A 16,798-nucleotide genomic window follows, 5' to 3' on the forward strand; every position below is an offset into this window, starting at 1 on the left:
TCGGGGACGGGGTGATCACGTCCCGTTGGTGCCGAACTGCCCTCGGTGGTGGCCAGTTGGCCCGGGAACCCGCTCGCGGGCGTGGGGCGACGGAGCGCGCGAGCAGCGTGGATACCATTGTCCAGCCGGGTGGGACGATCCGCTCGGCCGCCCGGTGCCGCCAAGGGTCCGGAGCGTGATCCCGAGAATCGGAGCGGTCCGGAAGGCCATGCTCAACAAATACGCGCGTGCCTTCTTCACACGTGTCCTGACGCCGTTCGCCGCCCTGCTGCTCCGCTGGGGTGTGAGCCCGGACGCGGTGACGCTGATCGGTACCGCCGGCTCGGTCGCCGGGGCGCTGGTGTTCTTCCCCCGGGGCGAGTTCTTCTGGGGCACCATCACGATCACCCTGTTCATCTTCTCCGACCTGGTCGACGGCAACATGGCCCGCCAGGCGGGCAGGTCCAGCAAGTGGGGGGCGTTCCTGGACTCCACGCTGGACCGGGTCGCGGACGCGGCGATCTTCGGCGGCCTGGCCATGTGGTACGCCGGGAAGGGCGACAACAACCTGCTCTGCGTGGTCGCGATCTTCTGCCTGGCCAGCGGCCAGGTGGTGTCGTACACCAAGGCGCGCGGCGAGAGCCTGGGCTTCCCGGTGGACGTCTCCGGTCTGGTCGAGCGGGCCGAGCGGCTGGTGATCACGCTGGTCGCGGCCGGGGTCGCGGGGCTGCACACCTTCGGGCTGCCGTACGTGGAGTGGCTGCTGCCGTTCGCGCTGTGGGTGGTGGCGGCGGGCAGCCTGGTGACCATGCTGCAGCGGATCCTGACGGTCCGCCGGGAGTCGATCGAGCTGGACCGGGCCGCCGCGGTGGCGGCCGCGGCCGAGGGGGCGGAGTGAAGGAGCGGTTGGCCGACTCGGCCTACGCGCTGGGCTGGGCGGCCGTGAAGCGGCTGCCGGAGCCGGTGGCCCGCGGCCTGTTCAACCGGATCGCGGACGCCGCCTGGCGCAAGCAGGGCAAGGGCGTGCGGCAGCTGGAGGCCAACCTCGCCCGGGTGCACCCGGAGGCGGACCGGGCCCGGCTGCGCGAGCTGTCGCGCGCGGGCATGCGGTCCTACCTGCGGTACTGGATGGAGTCGTTCCGGCTGCCGGCCTGGAGCCTGGCCCGGATCGCCGACGCCATAACGGTGAAGAACATCGAGCCGCTGAACGAGGCGATGTCGGCCGGGCGCGGCGCGATACTGGCGCTGCCGCACATGGCCAACTGGGACCTGGCCGGGGCGTGGATCGCCTCGGCCGGCGGCTACCCGTTCACCACGGTCGCCGAGCGGCTGAAGCCGGAGTCGCTGTTCGACCGGTTCGTGGCCTACCGCGAGGGCCTGGGCATGGAGGTGCTGGCGCTCACCGGCGGCGGGGTCTCGGTGATCGGCACCCTGGCCCGGCGGCTGCGGGCCGGCGGCCTGGTCTGCCTGGTCGGCGACCGGGACCTGTCCGAGGCCGGGATCCAGGTGGACTTCTTCGGCGAGGCGACCCGGATGCCGGCCGGCCCGGCGGCGCTGGCCCAGCAGACCGGCGCGGCGCTGTTCCCGGTGACGCTCTGGTACGACGGCCCGGTGCTGCGGGCCGAGATCCACCCGGAGATCGCGGTGCCGGCCGGGGGCGACCGGCGCTCGCGGACGGCCGCGATGGTCCAGGAGCTGGCCGACGTGTGGGCCGAGGGCATCCGGGAGCACTCGGTGGACTGGCACATGCTGCAGAAGCTGTGGCTGGCGGACCTCACCGGTCCGCGGGCCCCGAGGGGGAGCCAGTGAAGATCGGCATCGTCTGCCCGTACGACTGGGACGTCCCCGGCGGGGTGCAGTTCCACATCCGCGACCTGGCCGAGCACCTGATCGGGCTGGGCCACCAGGTGTCGGTGCTGGCCCCGGCCGAGGACGACGAGGCGCTGCCGCCGTACGTGGTCTCGGCGGGCCGCGCGGTCGCGGTGCCCTACAACGGGTCGGTGGCGCGGCTGAGCTTCGGCATCCTGTCGGCGGCGCGGGTGCGGCGGTGGCTGCACGACGGGCGGTTCGACATCCTGCACGTGCACGAGCCGAACTCGCCGAGCCTGTCGATGCTGGCCGCCTGGTCGGCCTCCGGGCCGATGGTCGGCACCTTCCACACCTCCAACCCGCGCTCCCGGGCGATGATCGCGGCCTCGCCGATCCTGCAGCCGGGCCTGGAGAAGATGAGCGCCCGGATCGCGGTCAGCGAGTACGCCCGGCGCACCCTGGTCGAGCACCTGGGCGGCGACGCGGTGGTCATCCCCAACGGCGTCGACGTGCGGTTCTTCGCGGACGCCGAGCCGGATCCGCGCTGGCAGGGCGCGGCCCCCGACGGCGGGGCCGGCACGATCGGCTTCATCGGCCGGATCAACGAGCCGCGCAAGGGCCTGCCCACCCTGCTGGCCGCGCTGCCGCGGATCCTCGCGGAGCGCCCGGGGGTGCGGCTGCTGGTGGCCGGCAAGGGCGACGAGGAGGAGGCCGTGGCCGGGCTGGCGCCCGAGGTGCGGGCCCAGGTGGAGTTCCTCGGCATGGTCAGCGACGCCGAGAAGGCCCGGCTGCTGCGCAGCGTGGACCTGTACGTGGCGCCCAACACCGGTGGCGAGAGCTTCGGGATCATCCTGGTCGAGGCGATGTCGGCGGGTGCGCCGGTGCTGGCCAGCGACCTGGACGCGTTCCGGCAGGTGCTGGACGGCGGCGCGGCCGGCGAGCTGTTCCCGGTGGAGGACGCCGAGGCGCTGGCGGGCGCCGCGGTGAAGCTGCTGGGCAACCCGCAGCGGCTGGCCGAGCTGCGGGAGGCGGCCTCGCGGCACGTGCGGCGGTTCGACTGGGAGACGGTCGGCGCGGACATCCTGTCCGTCTACGAGACGGTGACGGACGGCATGCCGCCGGTCGCCGAGGACGAGCGCTCCGGCTGGCGCGAGCGGTTCGGGCTGGCCCGGGACTGAGCCGGGTCCGGCCCGGCGGACCCGCGGGCGGCGCCGGTGGGGGAGGATGGCGCGGTACCGACACCGAGCCCAGGGGAGGGCCCCATGCCGCAGATCACCGTCGACCACTCCGTGGACGTGAAGCTCGACCGGCGGGCGTTCGCCGCCGAACTGCACCCGCTGGTCGCCGAGGTGATCGGCGCGGCGGTGGCGGAGTGCAAGACGCGGTTCCGGCGGGTCGAGGAGAGCTACGTCGGCGACGGCGCCGCCGCCCGCGAGGTGGTGCTGCTGGAGATCCGGATCCTGGACGGCCGCACCGTCGAGCAGCGGACCGCGCTGGCGGAGGCGCTGCTGGGGCTGCTGGAGCGGTCCGCGGTGGCCGCCGAGGGGGTCGAACTGCACCTGGCGGTCGATGTGGTGGAGATGGACCGGCGGACCTACCGGAAGTCGGTTTCGGCGGCGGGGTAGCGTAACGGCCTGTGACTACCTGGATCTGGGCCGCCGCCGCGGTCGTGCTGTTCGCCGTCTACCTCAGCTGGACGGCGGGCCGGCTCGACCGGCTGCACGCGCGGATCGACGCGGCGCGGGCCTCGCTCGACGCCCAGCTGGTCCGGCGGGCCTCGGTGGCGCTGGAGCTGGCCACCTCCTCGCTGCTGGACCCGGCCGCCTCGATCCTGCTGTACGAGGCCTCGCACGCGGCCCGGCAGAGCGAGGACGAGCACCGCGAGGTGGCCGAGAGCGAGCTGAGCCTCGCGCTGCGCGCGGTGCTGGCCGAGCCCGAGCAGGTGCGGGCGCTGCTGGCGGCGCCCGGCGGGGCCGAGGCGCTGAAGGAGCTGACGGCGGCGGTGCGCCGGGTGCCGATGGCGCGGCGGTTCCACAACGACGCGGTGCGGGCGGCCCGAGCGGTACGCGAGCACCGTCTGGTTCGGTACTTCCGGCTGGCCGGCCGGGCGCCGTTCCCGCTCGCGTTCGAGATGGACGACGAGCCTCCGGCGGCGCTGACCCCGGAAGGCGCCCCGGCCTAGGCCGGGCCCGACCCGGGGCTCACCGGGCCCGGGGAACGGCACAGCTTCTCGTACGGAGCTTTGGTCCGGATCCAGCCTCTTTGTCGTATGCCGAAGGTCCCAGTGGACCGGATGGCGCGTGGATCAGAGGCCGTTCGGGCCTACGATAGGGCGATAGCACTGGTTCATCTTCGAGTGAGGTCTCACGTGTCCACCACCCCCATCACCGCAGACCAGCCGCAGATCGGCACCGCCCGCGTCAAGCGCGGCATGGCCGAGCAGCTCAAGGGCGGTGTGATCATGGATGTGGTCAACGCCGAGCAGGCGAAGATCGCCGAGGACGCCGGTGCGGTGGCCGTCATGGCCCTGGAGCGCGTCCCCGCGGACATCCGCAAGGACGGCGGCGTCGCCCGGATGTCGGACCCCAACATGATCGAGGAGATCATCGCGGCCGTCTCCATCCCGGTCATGGCCAAGTCCCGGATCGGCCACTTCGTCGAGGCCCAGGTCCTGCAGTCGCTCGGTGTCGACTACATCGACGAGTCCGAGGTGCTGACCCCGGCCGACGAGGTCAACCACTCCGACAAGTGGGCCTTCACCACCCCCTTCGTCTGCGGCGCCACCAACCTGGGCGAGGCCCTGCGCCGCATCGCCGAGGGCGCGGCCATGATCCGCTCCAAGGGCGAGGCCGGCACCGGCAACGTGGTCGAGGCCGTCCGCCACCTGCGCCAGATCAAGAACGAGATCGCCAAGCTGCGCGGCTTCGACAACAACGAGCTGTACGCCGCCGCCAAGGAGCTGCGCGCCCCCTACGAGCTGGTCAAGGAGGTCGCCGAGCTCGGCAAGCTGCCGGTCGTGCTGTTCTCCGCCGGCGGTGTGGCCACCCCGGCCGACGCCGCGCTGATGCGCCAGCTCGGCGCCGAGGGCGTCTTCGTCGGCTCCGGCATCTTCAAGTCGGGCGACCCGGCCAAGCGCGCCGCCGCCATCGTGAAGGCCACCACCTTCTACGACGACCCGAAGATCATCGCGGACGCCTCCCGCAACCTGGGCGAGGCCATGGTCGGCATCAACTGCGACACCCTGCCGGAGACCGAGCGCTACGCCAACCGCGGCTGGTAAGCCTCCCTCCTCGCCCGCCGGCCCGCCGCGGCTCCACCGCGCGGCGGGCCGCGCCACGCATCCGCACCGATTTCCCAAGGGGTAGCAACCGTGTCCACCAACAACCCAGTCATCGGCGTCCTGGCCCTCCAGGGAGACGTCCGCGAGCACCTGATCGCGCTCGCCGCCGCGGACGCGCTGGCCCGGCCGGTGCGCCGGGCCGAGGAGCTGGCCGAGGTCGACGCGCTGGTGATCCCCGGCGGCGAGTCCACCACCATGTCCAAGCTGGCGCTGCTGTTCGGCGTGATGGACCCGCTGCGCGAGCGGGTGGCGGCCGGGATGCCGGTCTACGGCACCTGCGCCGGCATGATCATGCTGGCGGACAAGATCCTGGACGGCCGGGACGACCAGGAGACGGTCGGCGGCATCGACATGACGGTGCGCCGCAACGCCTTCGGCCGGCAGAACGAGTCCTTCGAGAGCGCGATCCCGTTCCAGGGGCTGGGCGACGAGCCGGTCAACGGCGTGTTCATCCGGGCCCCCTGGGTGGAGTCGGTCGGCGAGGGCGTCCAGGTGCTGGCCGAGGTACCCGCCGCGGACGGCCCGGACAGCCGGATCGTCGCGGTCCGCCAGGGCAACCTGCTGGCCACCTCGTTCCACCCCGAACTGACCGGCGATCACCGGGTGCACGCGTACTTCGTGGCGATGGTCGAGAACGCGCACTGACCGTGTGCGAGGTGTCGGTGACGACACCGGTAAGATCTCCTCTGTTCATTTCCATCTGGCGACGTAAAGGAGCTGGCGATGTCCGGCCACTCTAAGTGGGCTACCACCAAGCACAAGAAGGCCGTGATCGACGCCAAGCGCGGCAAGCTCTTCGCCAAGATGATCAAGAACATCGAGGTGGCGGCGCGCACCGGCGGCGGCGACCCGGCGGGTAACCCGACGCTGTACGACGCCATCCAGAAGGCGAAGAAGAGCTCCGTCCCGATCGACAACATCAACCGCGCCGTCAAGCGCGGTTCGGGTGCCGAGGCCGGCGGGGCCGACTACTCGACGATCATGTACGAGGGCTACGGCCCCAACGGCGTCGCGGTGCTGATCGAGTGCCTCACCGACAACCGCAACCGCGCCGCCTCCGACGTGCGCGTGGCGATGACCCGCAACGGCGGCTCGATGGCCGACCCGGGCTCGGTGTCGTACCTGTTCAACCGCAAGGGCGTGGTGATCGTCCCGAAGTCGGACGGCGTCGACGAGGACAAGGTCTTCGAGGTCGTCCTGGACGCGGGCGCCGAGGAGGTCAACGACCTCGGCGAGACCTTCGAGGTGATCTCCGAGGCCACCGACATGGTCGCGGTCCGCACCGCGCTGGTGGACGCCGGGATCGACTACGACTCGGCCGACGCCAACTTCGTCCCCAGCATGCAGGTCGAGCTGGACGCCGACGGCGCCCGCAAGATCTTCAAGCTGATCGACGCCCTCGAGGACAGCGACGACGTCCAGAACGTCTTCGCCAACTTCGACATCAGCGACGAGGTCGGTGCCGAGCTCGACGCCGAGTGACCGAACAGCACCTCCCCGGCCCGGTGGTCCGCCAGGACCGCCGGGCCGGTGTCGTCCTCCCCGGCTGTCGGTGGCGGGCGGTAGCCTGCACGGGTCACGGAAAGGCGGCACGGCATTGCGCGTACTAGGGGTGGACCCCGGGCTGACCAGGTGCGGCGTCGGCGTGGTCGACGGTGCGCCCGGGCGGCCGCTCACCATGGTCGGGGTCGGGGTGGTCCGCACCCCCGCCGAGGCCGAGATCGGCCCGCGGCTGCTGCTGGTCGAGCAGGGCATCGAGCAGTGGCTCGACGAGCACCGGCCGGACCTGGTCGCCGTCGAGCGGGTCTTCGCCCAGCACAACGTCCGTACCGTGATGGGCACCGCGCAGGCCAGCGCGGTGGCGATGCTCTGCGCCACCCGGCGCGGCATCCCGGTCACCCTGCACACCCCGAGCGAGGTCAAGGCCGCCGTCACCGGCTCCGGCCGGGCCGACAAGGCGCAGGTCACGGCCATGGTCACCCGGCTGCTGCGGCTGGACGCCCCGCCGAAGCCGGCCGACGCCGCCGACGCGCTGGCGCTGGCCATCTGTCACATCTGGCGCGGCGGCACCACCAACCGGCTCACCGCCGCCATCGCCAGGGCGTCCGCGGCCGCCCCCTCCCCCCGAGCCCGCCGGGCCCCCGCCGTCCACCAGGAGCGCCGCCGATGATCGCCTTCGTCCAGGGTCCGGTGGCGGCCGTCGCCGCCACCGCCGCCGTCGTCGAGGTCGGCGGCGTCGGGATGGCCGTCCAGTGCACCCCGGCCACGCTGGCCCGGCTGCGGCTCGGCGAGCACGTCCGGCTCGCCACCTCACTGGTCGTCAGGGAGGACTCGCTCACCCTGTACGGCTTCGCCGACGACGACGAGCGGGCCACCTTCGAGGTGCTGCAGGCCGCGCCCGGTGTCGGTCCCCGGCTCGCCCAGGCCATGCTCGGCGTGCACAGCCCCGAGGCGCTGCGCGTCGCGGTGGCCGGCGGGGACGAGAAGGCGCTGATCGCGGTGCCCGGCATCGGCAAGGCCAAGGCGGCCAAGCTGCTGCTGGAGTACAAGGACAAGCTGGGCGCCCCGCACGGTACGGTGCCCGCCCAGAAGCCGGTCGCCACCGGGCCCGCCCCCTGGCACGAGCAGTTGCACGCCGCCCTGGTCGGGCTCGGCTACGCCCCGCGCGAGGCGGACGACGCGGTCGCCGCCGTCACCCCGGAGGCCGAGGCGCAGGGCGTTCCCGACATCGGGGTGCTGCTCAAGGCCGCCCTGCGCGGCCTGAACCGCGCCCGCTGACGCCGTACCGATCTGACGACCTGTTACTTTGTCGACTTTGGAGCCCGTCCCGATGAGCCCGTACGATCCCGAGCCCGCCGACCGCCCGGCCGCCGACCGGCTGGTGCAGGCGGCCGCCGACGGCGAGGACCAGGCGGTCGAGGCGGCGCTGCGGCCGAAGCTGCTGGACGAGTTCATCGGCCAGGAGCGGGTCCGCGAGCAGCTCTCGCTGGTGCTCCAGGCCGCCCGGCGGCGTGGCAGCGCCCCGGACCACGTGCTGCTCTCCGGCCCGCCCGGGCTCGGCAAGACCACCCTGTCGATGATCATCGCGGCCGAGCTCAACGCGCCGATCCGGATCACCTCGGGCCCGGCCATCCAGCACGCCGGCGACCTGGCCGCGATCCTCTCCTCGCTGACCGAGGGCGAGGTGCTCTTCCTGGACGAGATCCACCGGATGTCCCGGCCCGCCGAGGAGATGCTCTACCTGGCGATGGAGGACTTCCGGGTCGACGTGATCATCGGGAAGGGCCCCGGCGCCACCGCCATCCCCCTGGAGCTGCCGCCGTTCACCCTGGTCGGCGCCACCACCCGGGCCGGCCTGCTGCCGCCCCCGCTGCGCGACCGCTTCGGCTTCACCGGCCACATGGAGTTCTACGCGCGCGCCGAGCTCCAGCGGGTGGTGCACCGCTCGGCCACCCTGCTCGACGTGGAGATCGACCCGGCCGGCGCCGCCGAGATCGCCGGGCGCTCCCGCGGCACCCCCCGGATCGCCAACCGGCTGCTGCGCCGGGTCCGGGACTTCGCGCAGGTCAGGCATGACGGCGTGGTCACCAGGGAGATCGCCGCCCAGGCCCTGGAGGTGTACGAGGTCGACGCCCGCGGCCTCGACCGGCTGGACCGGGCGGTGCTGGACGCCCTGCTGCGGCTGTTCGGCGGCGGCCCGGTCGGCCTGTCCACCCTCGCGGTCGCGGTCGGTGAGGAGTCGGAGACGGTCGAGGAGGTCGCCGAGCCGTTCCTGGTCCGCGAGGGCCTGCTGGCCCGCACCCCCCGCGGCCGGGTCGCCACCGCCGCGGCCTGGCACCACCTGGGGATGACCCCGCCGCTCCAGCAGCCCGGCGGGGCGGGCGCGGTCCAGCCCGGCCTGTGGCACGGAAAGGGTCAGGTCTGAGCGGGCCCGGCGACGGGGTCGTGAGCGAAGCGCACAGAAACTGTGCAGGCAGAGGGTCGCCACTTTCGGCGGCAGGATGCGATGCTTGGCGTTGTCCGATCGATAAGGGTCGCCTAGACTCCGCCGGACCGCCCCTCTCACCCGATGGGCCGACGCATACCCTGGCCGCCCGGGCGGGCGGCCTGTAAAGGACCCTGGCTGTGAACTTCATCATCCTCCTCCTCCCGCTCCTGGCGATCTTCCTGCTGTTCCGTTCGCAGAAGAAGCGCCAGTCCCAGATGCAGACGATGCAGCAGGCCCTGGAGCCGGGCGCGGGCGTGCGCACCATCGGCGGCCTCTACGCGCTGGTGAAGTCGGTCAACGAGGAGACCGTCGAGCTGGAGATCGCGCCGGGTGTGGTCACCCACTTCACCAAGGGCGCCGTCGCCGCCGTGCTGGACCCGCTGGAGTACGACGCGATCATCAACGGCCGCCCGGCCGAGGACGACGCGGACGAGCTCGGCGAGCCGGTCGAGGACGCCGACGCGCACGACGCCGAGGACGCGCCGCTCAGCCTTGACAAGGACAAGTCGGGCAACAGCAGCGCCGACGGTGGGGCTCCCGAGAGCAAGTAGTACGGTCGGGCCTTGCCCGGCCGAGCGGCACCCGCCGCTGGCCAACAGGACCTCAGGGCCGTCCGCCGCCGATCCCGTCCGCCACGAGCCGGACCGGACCGGTCCGCGCGACGGCAAGGACAGGGAGAAACGAGCAAGGTGGCAACACCAAAGTCGCGTCCGCGCGACGGTTACCCCGGACGGGCGCTGGCCCTCATCCTGGTGGCGACCGTCGGACTGGTCGCCCTCATGTTCGGGACGGGTCACAAGACCCCGCGTCTCGGAATCGACCTCGCCGGTGGCACCAGCATCACGCTGACCGCTACGTCGAAGGACCCCGCCGCGATCAACAAGTCCAACATGGACATCGCGGTCGGGATCATTCAGCAGCGCGTCAACGGCTTGGGCGTCTCCGAGGCGGAGGTGCAGACCCAGGGCAACAACAACATCATCGTCAACATCCCCGACGGTGGTGACCAGCAGACCGCGATCAAGCAGGTCGGCGACACCGCGAAGCTCTACTTCCGCCCCGTCCTCACCTATGCCCCGAGCGGCCAGCCCGCCGTGGACCCGTCGGCCTCCCCGAGCGCCTCGGCCACCGGCGGCGCCTCGCCCGGTGCCTCCCCGAGCAGCTCCGCCACCGGCTCGGCGGCCACCCAGGCCTCCCCGAGCGCGAGTGCCTCGGCCAGCGCCAGCAAGGCCGGCCGCGCGGTCAGCGGCGCCCTGCAGGCCGACCCGACGGCCTCGGCCGGCGCGAGCACCGCCGCCACCCCGAGCGCCGCTGCCTCGCCGGGAACCCCCGCCGACCCGGCCGCCACCCCGGCCCCGGCCACCGACCCGGCCATCGCCGCGCTGCAGCAGCAGTTCGCCGCGCTGGACTGCTCGGACCCGGCCCAGCGCAAGGACCTGCAGACCGACCCGACCAAGCCCGCGCTCGCCTGCTCCTTCCAGCAGGAGGACACCGCGGTCAAGGGCCAGAAGGTCTGGAACAAGTTCATCCTCGGCCCGGTCGCCCTCAACGGCGGTGACGTGGCCAAGGCCCAGGCCGGCTTCGACACCCAGCAGGCGGCCGGCTGGCAGGTCCAGCTGTCCTTCACCGACGCCGGCTCGAAGTCCTTCGCCGCGGTCACCGGCCAGCTCGCCACCCAGCAGCAGCCCGCCAACGAGTTCGCCATCGTCCTGGACGGCAAGGTGGTCTCCCACCCCTACGTCCAGCAGTCGATCACCGGCGGCAACGCGGTCATCTCCGGCAACTTCGGCCAGGAGGAGGCCAAGGGCCTCGCCAACGTGCTGAGCTTCGGCGCCCTGCCGCTCGACTTCACCAAGAGCGACGTCACCACCGTCTCCCCGCAGCTCGGCGGAGAGCAGCTGAAGGCCGGCCTGCTCGCCGGTCTGATCGGCATGATCCTGGTGGTCATCTACTCGCTGGTCTACTACCGCGGCCTCGGCCTGGTGTCGATCGCCGGTCTGGTGGTCTCGGCCTCCCTGACCTACGCGATCATGTCGCTGCTCGGCGCCACCATCGGCTTCGCGCTGAACCTCCCGGCGGTCTGCGGCGCCATCGTCGCGATCGGCATCACGGCGGACTCCTTCATCGTGTACTTCGAGCGCATCCGCGACGAGGTCCGCGACGGCGCCCCGCTGCGCCCGGCCGTTCAGCGCGCCTGGCCCCGGGCCCGGCGCACCATCCTGGTCTCGGACTTCGTCTCGTTCCTCTGTGCCGCGGTGCTGTACCTGGTGTCGGTCGGCAAGGTCCAGGGCTTCGCCTTCACGCTGGGCCTGACCACGCTGCTGGACGTCGTGGTGATCTTCCTGTTCACCAAGCCGCTGATCACCCTGCTGGCGCGCACCAAGTTCTTCTCCAGCGGCCACAAGTGGTCCGGCCTGGACCCGAAGCGGCTGGGCGCGCGCCCGCCGATCCGGAGCAGCCGCCGCCGCGGTTCCGCCCCCAGCGCCCCCAAGGAGGCCTGACGCCATGTCGCGCTTCGGCAACATCGGCCACCGCCTCTACCAGGGCGAGATCAGCTTCGACTTCGTCGGCCGCCGCAAGCTCTGGTACTCGATCTCCGGCGTGATCGTCCTGGTCGCGGCCGTCGGTCTGGCCATGGGCCTGCACCTGGGCATCGAGTTCAAGGGCGGCTCGGTCTACACCGTGCACAAGCCCGGCCTGTCGGTCTCGCAGGCCCAGGACGTCGCCAACAAGATCACCCACGACTCGACCGCCCTGGTGCAGTCGACCGACAAGGGTGACGTCCGGATCCAGGTCAGCTCCGCCTCCGACGTGGACGCCTCGACCTTCACCGAGCAGCTCTCCAAGGAGCTGTCGGTGCCGGCCAACGAGGTCGACGCCCAGGTGATCGGCCCCAGCTGGGGCCACGAGATCTCCCAGAAGGCGCTGCTCGGCCTGGTGATCTTCATGGTGCTGGTCACCATCTACCTGGCCGTCGCGTTCGAGTGGCGGATGGCGGCGGCCGCCCTGGTCGCCCTGATCCACGACCTCCTGATCACCATCGGCGTGTACGCGCTGGTGGGCTTCGAGGTCACCCCGGGCACCGTGATCGGCTTCCTGACCATCCTCGGCTACTCGCTCTACGACACCGTCGTCGTCTTCGACACGGTGAAGGAGAACACCCGGGGGATCACCAAGCAGAACAAGCGCACCTACAGCGAGGCCGCCAACCTGGGCCTCAACCAGACCCTGGTGCGCTCCATCAACACCACCGTGGTCGCGCTGCTCCCGGTCGCCGCGCTGCTGTTCATCGGCGGCGGCCTGCTGGGCGCCGGCACCCTGAACGACATCTCGCTGGCCCTGTTCATCGGCCTCGCGGCCGGTGCGTACTCCTCCATCTGCGTCGCCACCCCGCTGCTCGCGCAGCTCAAGGAGATGACGCCGGAGATGAAGGACCTGGCCAAGCGGGTCGCCGCCCGCCGGGCCTCGGACGCCAAGGCGGCCGAGCAGGCCGCCGAGCAGGGTGAGCACGGCGAGGACGAGTCCGGCCAGCCGGCGGGTATGGTTGGTCAGCGCAACCAGCCGGTCGGCCGCGCCCGCGGCAAGGGCCGCCCCTCCGGCAAGCACTGAGCCCGTACTCCGTAAGGACCCCCGTGACCTCCGCTGACCCCGTCCTGGCCGAGCTGCTCAACAGCCGGATCAGGGACGTACCGGACTACCCGAAGCCCGGCGTGCTGTTCAAGGACATCGCGCCGCTGCTGGCCGACGCCGAGGCCTTCGCGGCCCTCACCCGGGCGCTGGCCGACCGGGCCCGGGAGCTCGGCGCCACCAAGGTGGTCGGGCTGGAGGCGCGGGGGTTCGTGCTGGCGGCCCCGGCGGCCTTCGCGGCGGGCCTCGGCTTCGTGCCGATCCGCAAGAAGGGCAAGCTGCCCGGCGAGGTCTTCGCCCGCTCGTACGAGCTGGAGTACGGCACCGCCACCCTGGAGGTGCAGTGCGACGCCTTCACCCCGGGCGAGAAGGTCCTGGTGGTGGACGACGTGCTGGCCACCGGCGGCACCATCGGCGCCTCGGTGGACCTGGTCCGGGAGGCCGGCGCCGAGCTGGTGGGCGTGGTGGTCCTGATGGAGCTGGGCTTCCTGCCCGGCCGGGAGCGGCTGGAGCCGCACCTGGGCGGTGCTCCGCTGGAGACCCTGGTCACCGTCTAGTCATCCCCCGAGGGGGCGTACGGCCACGGCCGTACGCCCCCTCGGGCGTTCCCGGCCGGGCGGCGGAACGCCCGGCCTGCACTCTCGGTACCATGAAGGTTCACCCCTGCCCAGTTGTGCGAAGGGGCAGGCCCCGCGCCCCCGAGGAGTGTCCTTGCCCGACGAGGTTGTGCCCACGGCTGACCAGACCAGGACCGCGCCCTCCGGTACGGCCCCGGTCCGCCCCGGGCCGCCCGCCGCGCCCCGGCCGTCCTCCGGCGGCATGCGCGCCCGCCTGGCCCGGCTCGGCGGCCAGCGCAGCTCCACGGTCAACCCGGTGCTGGAGCCGCTGTTCCGCACCATCCGGGCGCAGGACCCGAAGGCCGACCCGGCGCTGCTCAAGGACATCGAGAACGCCTACGCGGTGGCCGAGAAGTGGCACCGCGGCCAGAAGCGCAAGAGCGGCGACCCGTACATCACCCATCCGCTCGCCGTCGCCACCATCCTGGCCGAGCTGGGCATGGACGCCCCGACGCTGATGGCCGGGCTGCTGCACGACACCGTCGAGGACACCGACTACGGCCTGGAGACCCTGCGCCGCGACTTCGGCGACTCGGTCGCGCTGCTGGTCGACGGCGTGACCAAGCTGGACCGGGTCAAGTTCGGCGAGGCCGCGCAGGCCGAGACGGTGCGCAAGATGGTCGTCGCGATGGCCAAGGACCCGCGGGTCCTGGTGATCAAGCTGGCCGACCGGCTGCACAACATGCGCACCATGCGCTACCTCAAGCGGGAGAAGCAGGAGAAGAAGGCCCGCGAGACGCTGGAGATCTACGCCCCGCTGGCGCACCGGCTGGGCATGAACACCATCAAGTGGGAGCTGGAGGACCTCGCCTTCGCGATCCTCTACCCCAAGATGTACGACGAGATCGTCCGGCTGGTCGCCGAGCGCGCGCCCAAGCGGGACGAGTACCTGGCCACCGTGATCGACCAGGTCCAGGGCGACCTGCGCGGGGCCCGGATCACCGCCCAGACCACCGGCCGGCCCAAGCACTACTACTCGGTCTACCAGAAGATGATCGTGCGGGGCCGCGACTTCGCCGAGATCTACGACCTGGTGGGCATCCGGGTCCTGGTCGACACCGTCCGCGACTGCTACGCGGCACTGGGCACCATCCACGCGCGGTGGAACCCGGTGCCGGGGCGGTTCAAGGACTACATCGCGATGCCCAAGTTCAACATGTACCAGTCGCTGCACACCACGGTGATCGGCCCCGGCGGCAAGCCGGTCGAGCTGCAGATCCGGACCTTCGACATGCACCGCCGGGCGGAGTACGGCATCGCGGCGCACTGGAAGTACAAGCAGCGCGCGGTGGCCGGCGCCTCCAAGGTCCGCACCGACACGCCCACCCACGGGCGCCAGCACGACAAGGCCGACGCGGTCAACGAGATGGCCTGGCTGCGGCAGCTGCTGGACTGGCAGAAGGAGACCGAGGACCCGAGCGAGTTCCTCGAGTCGCTGCGCTTCGACCTGTCCAACAACGAGGTCTTCGTCTTCACCCCCAAGGGTGACGTGATAGCGCTGCCGGCCAGCTCCACCCCGGTGGACTTCGCCTTCGCGGTGCACACCGAGGTCGGCTACCGCTGCATAGGGGCCCGGGTCAACGGCCGGCTGGTGCCGCTGGAGTCCACCCTGGAGAACGGCGACGCGGTCGAGGTCTTCACCTCCAAGGCGGAGAACGCCGGGCCGTCGCGGGACTGGCTGACCTTCGTCAAGTCGCCGCGGGCCCGCAACAAGATCCGCGCCTGGTTCTCCAAGGAGCGCCGCGAGGAGGCGATCGAGCAGGGCAAGGAGGCCATCGCCCGCGCGATGCGCAAGCAGGGCCTGCCGATCCAGCGGATCCTCACCGGCGACTCGCTGGTCACCCTGGCGCACGAGATGCGCTACCCGGACATCTCCTCGCTGTACGCGGCGATCGGCGAGGGCCACGTCACGGCCCAGTCGATCGTGCAGAAGCTGGTCCAGGCGCTCGGCGGCGAGGAGGGCGCGGTCGAGGACCTCTCCGAGACCACCACCCCGACCCACCAGAGCCGGGCGGTGCGCCGCCGGGCCAAGGGCGACCCCGGCGTGATCGTCAAGGGCGTCGAGGACGTCTGGGTGAAGCTGTCGCGCTGCTGCACCCCGGTGCCCGGCGACCCGATCGTCGGCTTCATCACCCGCGGCAACGGCGTCTCGGTGCACCGCTCGGACTGCGTCAACGTCGAGGCGCTGACCCAGCAGCCGGAGCGGATGATCGAGGTCGAGTGGGCGGCCACCCAGTCCTCGGTGTTCCTGGTCGCCATCCAGGTCGAGGCGCTGGACCGCTCGCGGCTGCTGTCGGACGTCACCCGGGTGCTCTCCGACCAGCACGTCAACATCCTCTCCGCGGCGGTGCAGACCTCCCGCGACCGGGTGGCGATGAGCCGGTTCACCTTCGAGATGGGCGACCCGAAGCACCTCGGCCACGTGCTGAAGGCGGTCCGCGGCGTGGAGGGCGTCTACGACGTGTACCGGGTGACCTCGGCCCGCAAGTAGCTCCGGCGGGCCGACCGGCGCGGCGGCTGCGGATGCGGGGCCTTCGCGAGCGGCACAGAATGTCACCGTCCGATGCGGTGCTGGGTGTCGACTCGCGGAGGCCGCCATGGGTGGCAGGCAGATCGTCGTGGCCGTGCTGGTGGGTGCCGGGCTGACCGCCGCCACGGGTTGCGGAGGCGGGGGAGCGGGCGGTGGCGGGTCCTCGGCCCGGCCGGCCGCGGCGTCCTCGGCCGATCCGTCCGCACCGAACGGGGTGGAGGCGCTGGCCCCGCGCGAGATCGTCGACAAGTCGGTCCAGGCGCTCAAGGAGAGCCACAGCGTGCACGTGGCCGGCCAGGTGAGCTCGTCGGGCTCGGTGGTCACCATCGACCTCGCGATGGACGGCGACGCGCACTGCGCCGGCTCGATGAGCCTGGACGGCGAGGGCGGCTTCGGCGTGGTCCAGCTCGGCGAGCAGCTCTGGATCAAGCCCGACCAGACCTTCCTGGAGACCCACGGCGGCCCGGCCATCGCCGCCCTGGTCGGCGACAAGTACCTGCGGACCACCACCGCCAACACCGACTTCGCCGACGTCGGCTCGCTCTGCGACCTGAACACCATCGCCGACCTGATCGGCACCGACAACGGCCCGCTCGGCCAGGGCAGCCGCACCACGGTCGACGGCACCCCGGTCGTCACCGTGCAGACCACCCAGGGGGACAGCCCCGGGACCCTGTATGTGGCGGTCCAGGGCCGGCCCTATCCCGTCCGGCTGGAGACGAACGGCGGCACCGAGGGCGGCCGGCTCGACTTCAAGGACTTCGGCGCCCAGGTCGCCGCCACCGCCCCGCCCGCCGACCGGACCCTCGACCTGGACGAGCTGCAGCGCGAGTCCGGTGCCACCGGCGCGGCCAGCCCGGTCTGATCCCGCGGACCCGGAACGGCGAACGGGCAGGGCCCCCTCCGCG

The 16,798-nt window shown here is 72.1% G+C and carries 17 protein-coding genes; all 17 read left to right on the plus strand.

Features of this window, described 5'->3' with window-relative positions:
- Positions 1 to 208 precede the first annotated feature (208 nt).
- On the plus strand, positions 209 to 877 hold the full coding sequence (gene pgsA / locus AC2TEW_RS15030; RefSeq protein WP_033823038.1) for a phosphatidylinositol phosphate synthase: 669 nt from the start codon (positions 209 to 211) through the stop codon (positions 875 to 877).
- Positions 874 to 1,788 carry a phosphatidylinositol mannoside acyltransferase gene (locus AC2TEW_RS15035; protein WP_484623828.1) on the plus strand — a complete coding sequence of 305 codons (915 nt, stop codon included), beginning with the start codon at positions 874 to 876 and terminating at the stop codon, positions 1,786 to 1,788. Before pgsA ends, AC2TEW_RS15035 begins: the two co-directional genes overlap by 4 nt.
- Positions 1,785 to 2,966 (plus strand): glycosyltransferase family 4 protein, encoded by a 1,182-nt coding sequence (locus AC2TEW_RS15040; protein WP_033823036.1) that lies wholly within the window; start codon positions 1,785 to 1,787, stop codon positions 2,964 to 2,966. The genes AC2TEW_RS15035 and AC2TEW_RS15040 overlap by 4 nt, the downstream gene beginning before the upstream one ends.
- 84 nt (positions 2,967 to 3,050) lie before the next feature.
- Positions 3,051 to 3,413, plus strand: coding sequence for a hypothetical protein (locus AC2TEW_RS15045; RefSeq protein ID WP_484623829.1), 363 nt, complete (start codon positions 3,051 to 3,053; stop codon positions 3,411 to 3,413).
- Positions 3,414 to 3,424: 11 nt separating this feature from the next.
- Positions 3,425 to 3,970, plus strand: coding sequence for a membrane protein (locus AC2TEW_RS15050; protein WP_033823034.1), 546 nt, complete (start codon positions 3,425 to 3,427; stop codon positions 3,968 to 3,970).
- A 186-nt stretch (positions 3,971 to 4,156) separates the two neighbouring features.
- Positions 4,157 to 5,068: a pyridoxal 5'-phosphate synthase lyase subunit PdxS gene (gene pdxS, locus AC2TEW_RS15055; protein WP_033823033.1), complete on the plus strand. Its 912-nt coding sequence runs from the start codon at positions 4,157 to 4,159 to the stop codon at positions 5,066 to 5,068.
- Positions 5,069 to 5,158: 90 nt separating this feature from the next.
- Entirely contained in the window at positions 5,159 to 5,773 is a 615-nt protein-coding gene (gene pdxT, locus AC2TEW_RS15060) for a pyridoxal 5'-phosphate synthase glutaminase subunit PdxT (protein WP_033823032.1), read from the plus strand.
- Between the two features lie 78 nt (positions 5,774 to 5,851).
- Positions 5,852 to 6,610: a YebC/PmpR family DNA-binding transcriptional regulator gene (locus AC2TEW_RS15065; protein ID WP_033823031.1), complete on the plus strand. Its 759-nt coding sequence runs from the start codon at positions 5,852 to 5,854 to the stop codon at positions 6,608 to 6,610.
- Between the two features lie 115 nt (positions 6,611 to 6,725).
- Complete coding sequence (gene ruvC, locus AC2TEW_RS15070) at positions 6,726 to 7,298, plus strand: crossover junction endodeoxyribonuclease RuvC (protein WP_484623830.1); 573 nt, start codon at positions 6,726 to 6,728, stop codon at positions 7,296 to 7,298.
- The gene (gene ruvA, locus AC2TEW_RS15075) at positions 7,295 to 7,906 is read left to right on the plus strand and encodes a Holliday junction branch migration protein RuvA (RefSeq protein WP_484623831.1); all 612 of its coding nucleotides are present in this window, start codon (positions 7,295 to 7,297) and stop codon (positions 7,904 to 7,906) included. The genes ruvC and ruvA overlap by 4 nt, the downstream gene beginning before the upstream one ends.
- A gap of 52 nt (positions 7,907 to 7,958) precedes the next feature.
- Positions 7,959 to 9,053, plus strand: a complete 1,095-nt coding sequence (gene ruvB / locus AC2TEW_RS15080; RefSeq protein ID WP_484623832.1) for a Holliday junction branch migration DNA helicase RuvB — start codon at positions 7,959 to 7,961, stop codon at positions 9,051 to 9,053.
- Between the two features lie 200 nt (positions 9,054 to 9,253).
- Entirely contained in the window at positions 9,254 to 9,667 is a 414-nt protein-coding gene (gene yajC / locus AC2TEW_RS15085; protein WP_484623833.1) for a preprotein translocase subunit YajC, read from the plus strand.
- 138 nt (positions 9,668 to 9,805) lie between these two features.
- On the plus strand, positions 9,806 to 11,617 hold the full coding sequence (gene secD / locus AC2TEW_RS15090; RefSeq protein WP_484623834.1) for a protein translocase subunit SecD: 1,812 nt from the start codon (positions 9,806 to 9,808) through the stop codon (positions 11,615 to 11,617).
- Between the two features lie 4 nt (positions 11,618 to 11,621).
- Positions 11,622 to 12,725 carry a protein translocase subunit SecF gene (gene secF / locus AC2TEW_RS15095; RefSeq protein WP_484623835.1) on the plus strand — a complete coding sequence of 368 codons (1,104 nt, stop codon included), beginning with the start codon at positions 11,622 to 11,624 and terminating at the stop codon, positions 12,723 to 12,725.
- A 23-nt stretch (positions 12,726 to 12,748) separates the two neighbouring features.
- Positions 12,749 to 13,300 carry an adenine phosphoribosyltransferase gene (locus AC2TEW_RS15100; protein ID WP_033823026.1) on the plus strand — a complete coding sequence of 184 codons (552 nt, stop codon included), beginning with the start codon at positions 12,749 to 12,751 and terminating at the stop codon, positions 13,298 to 13,300.
- A gap of 154 nt (positions 13,301 to 13,454) precedes the next feature.
- Positions 13,455 to 15,851 carry a RelA/SpoT family protein gene (locus AC2TEW_RS15105; protein WP_484623836.1) on the plus strand — a complete coding sequence of 799 codons (2,397 nt, stop codon included), beginning with the start codon at positions 13,455 to 13,457 and terminating at the stop codon, positions 15,849 to 15,851.
- Positions 15,852 to 15,957: 106 nt separating this feature from the next.
- Positions 15,958 to 16,755 (plus strand): hypothetical protein, encoded by a 798-nt coding sequence (locus AC2TEW_RS15110; protein ID WP_484623837.1) that lies wholly within the window; start codon positions 15,958 to 15,960, stop codon positions 16,753 to 16,755.
- The last annotated feature ends 43 nt before the right edge of the window (positions 16,756 to 16,798 follow it).

The sequence above is a fragment of the Kitasatospora sp. NEAU-CNBT7 genome, assembly GCF_057220535.1.

Coding starts and splice junctions, on each gene's coding strand:
- pgsA (WP_033823038.1), top strand. CDS start 209: ATGCTCAACAAATACGCGCGTGCCTTCTTCACACGTGTCCTGACGCCG.
- secF (WP_484623835.1), top strand. CDS start 11,622: ATGTCGCGCTTCGGCAACATCGGCCACCGCCTCTACCAGGGCGAGATC.
- ruvB (WP_484623832.1), top strand. CDS start 7,959: ATGAGCCCGTACGATCCCGAGCCCGCCGACCGCCCGGCCGCCGACCGG.
- ruvA (WP_484623831.1), top strand. CDS start 7,295: ATGATCGCCTTCGTCCAGGGTCCGGTGGCGGCCGTCGCCGCCACCGCC.
- AC2TEW_RS15045 (WP_484623829.1), top strand. CDS start 3,051: ATGCCGCAGATCACCGTCGACCACTCCGTGGACGTGAAGCTCGACCGG.
- AC2TEW_RS15110 (WP_484623837.1), top strand. CDS start 15,958: ATGGGTGGCAGGCAGATCGTCGTGGCCGTGCTGGTGGGTGCCGGGCTG.
- AC2TEW_RS15065 (WP_033823031.1), top strand. CDS start 5,852: ATGTCCGGCCACTCTAAGTGGGCTACCACCAAGCACAAGAAGGCCGTG.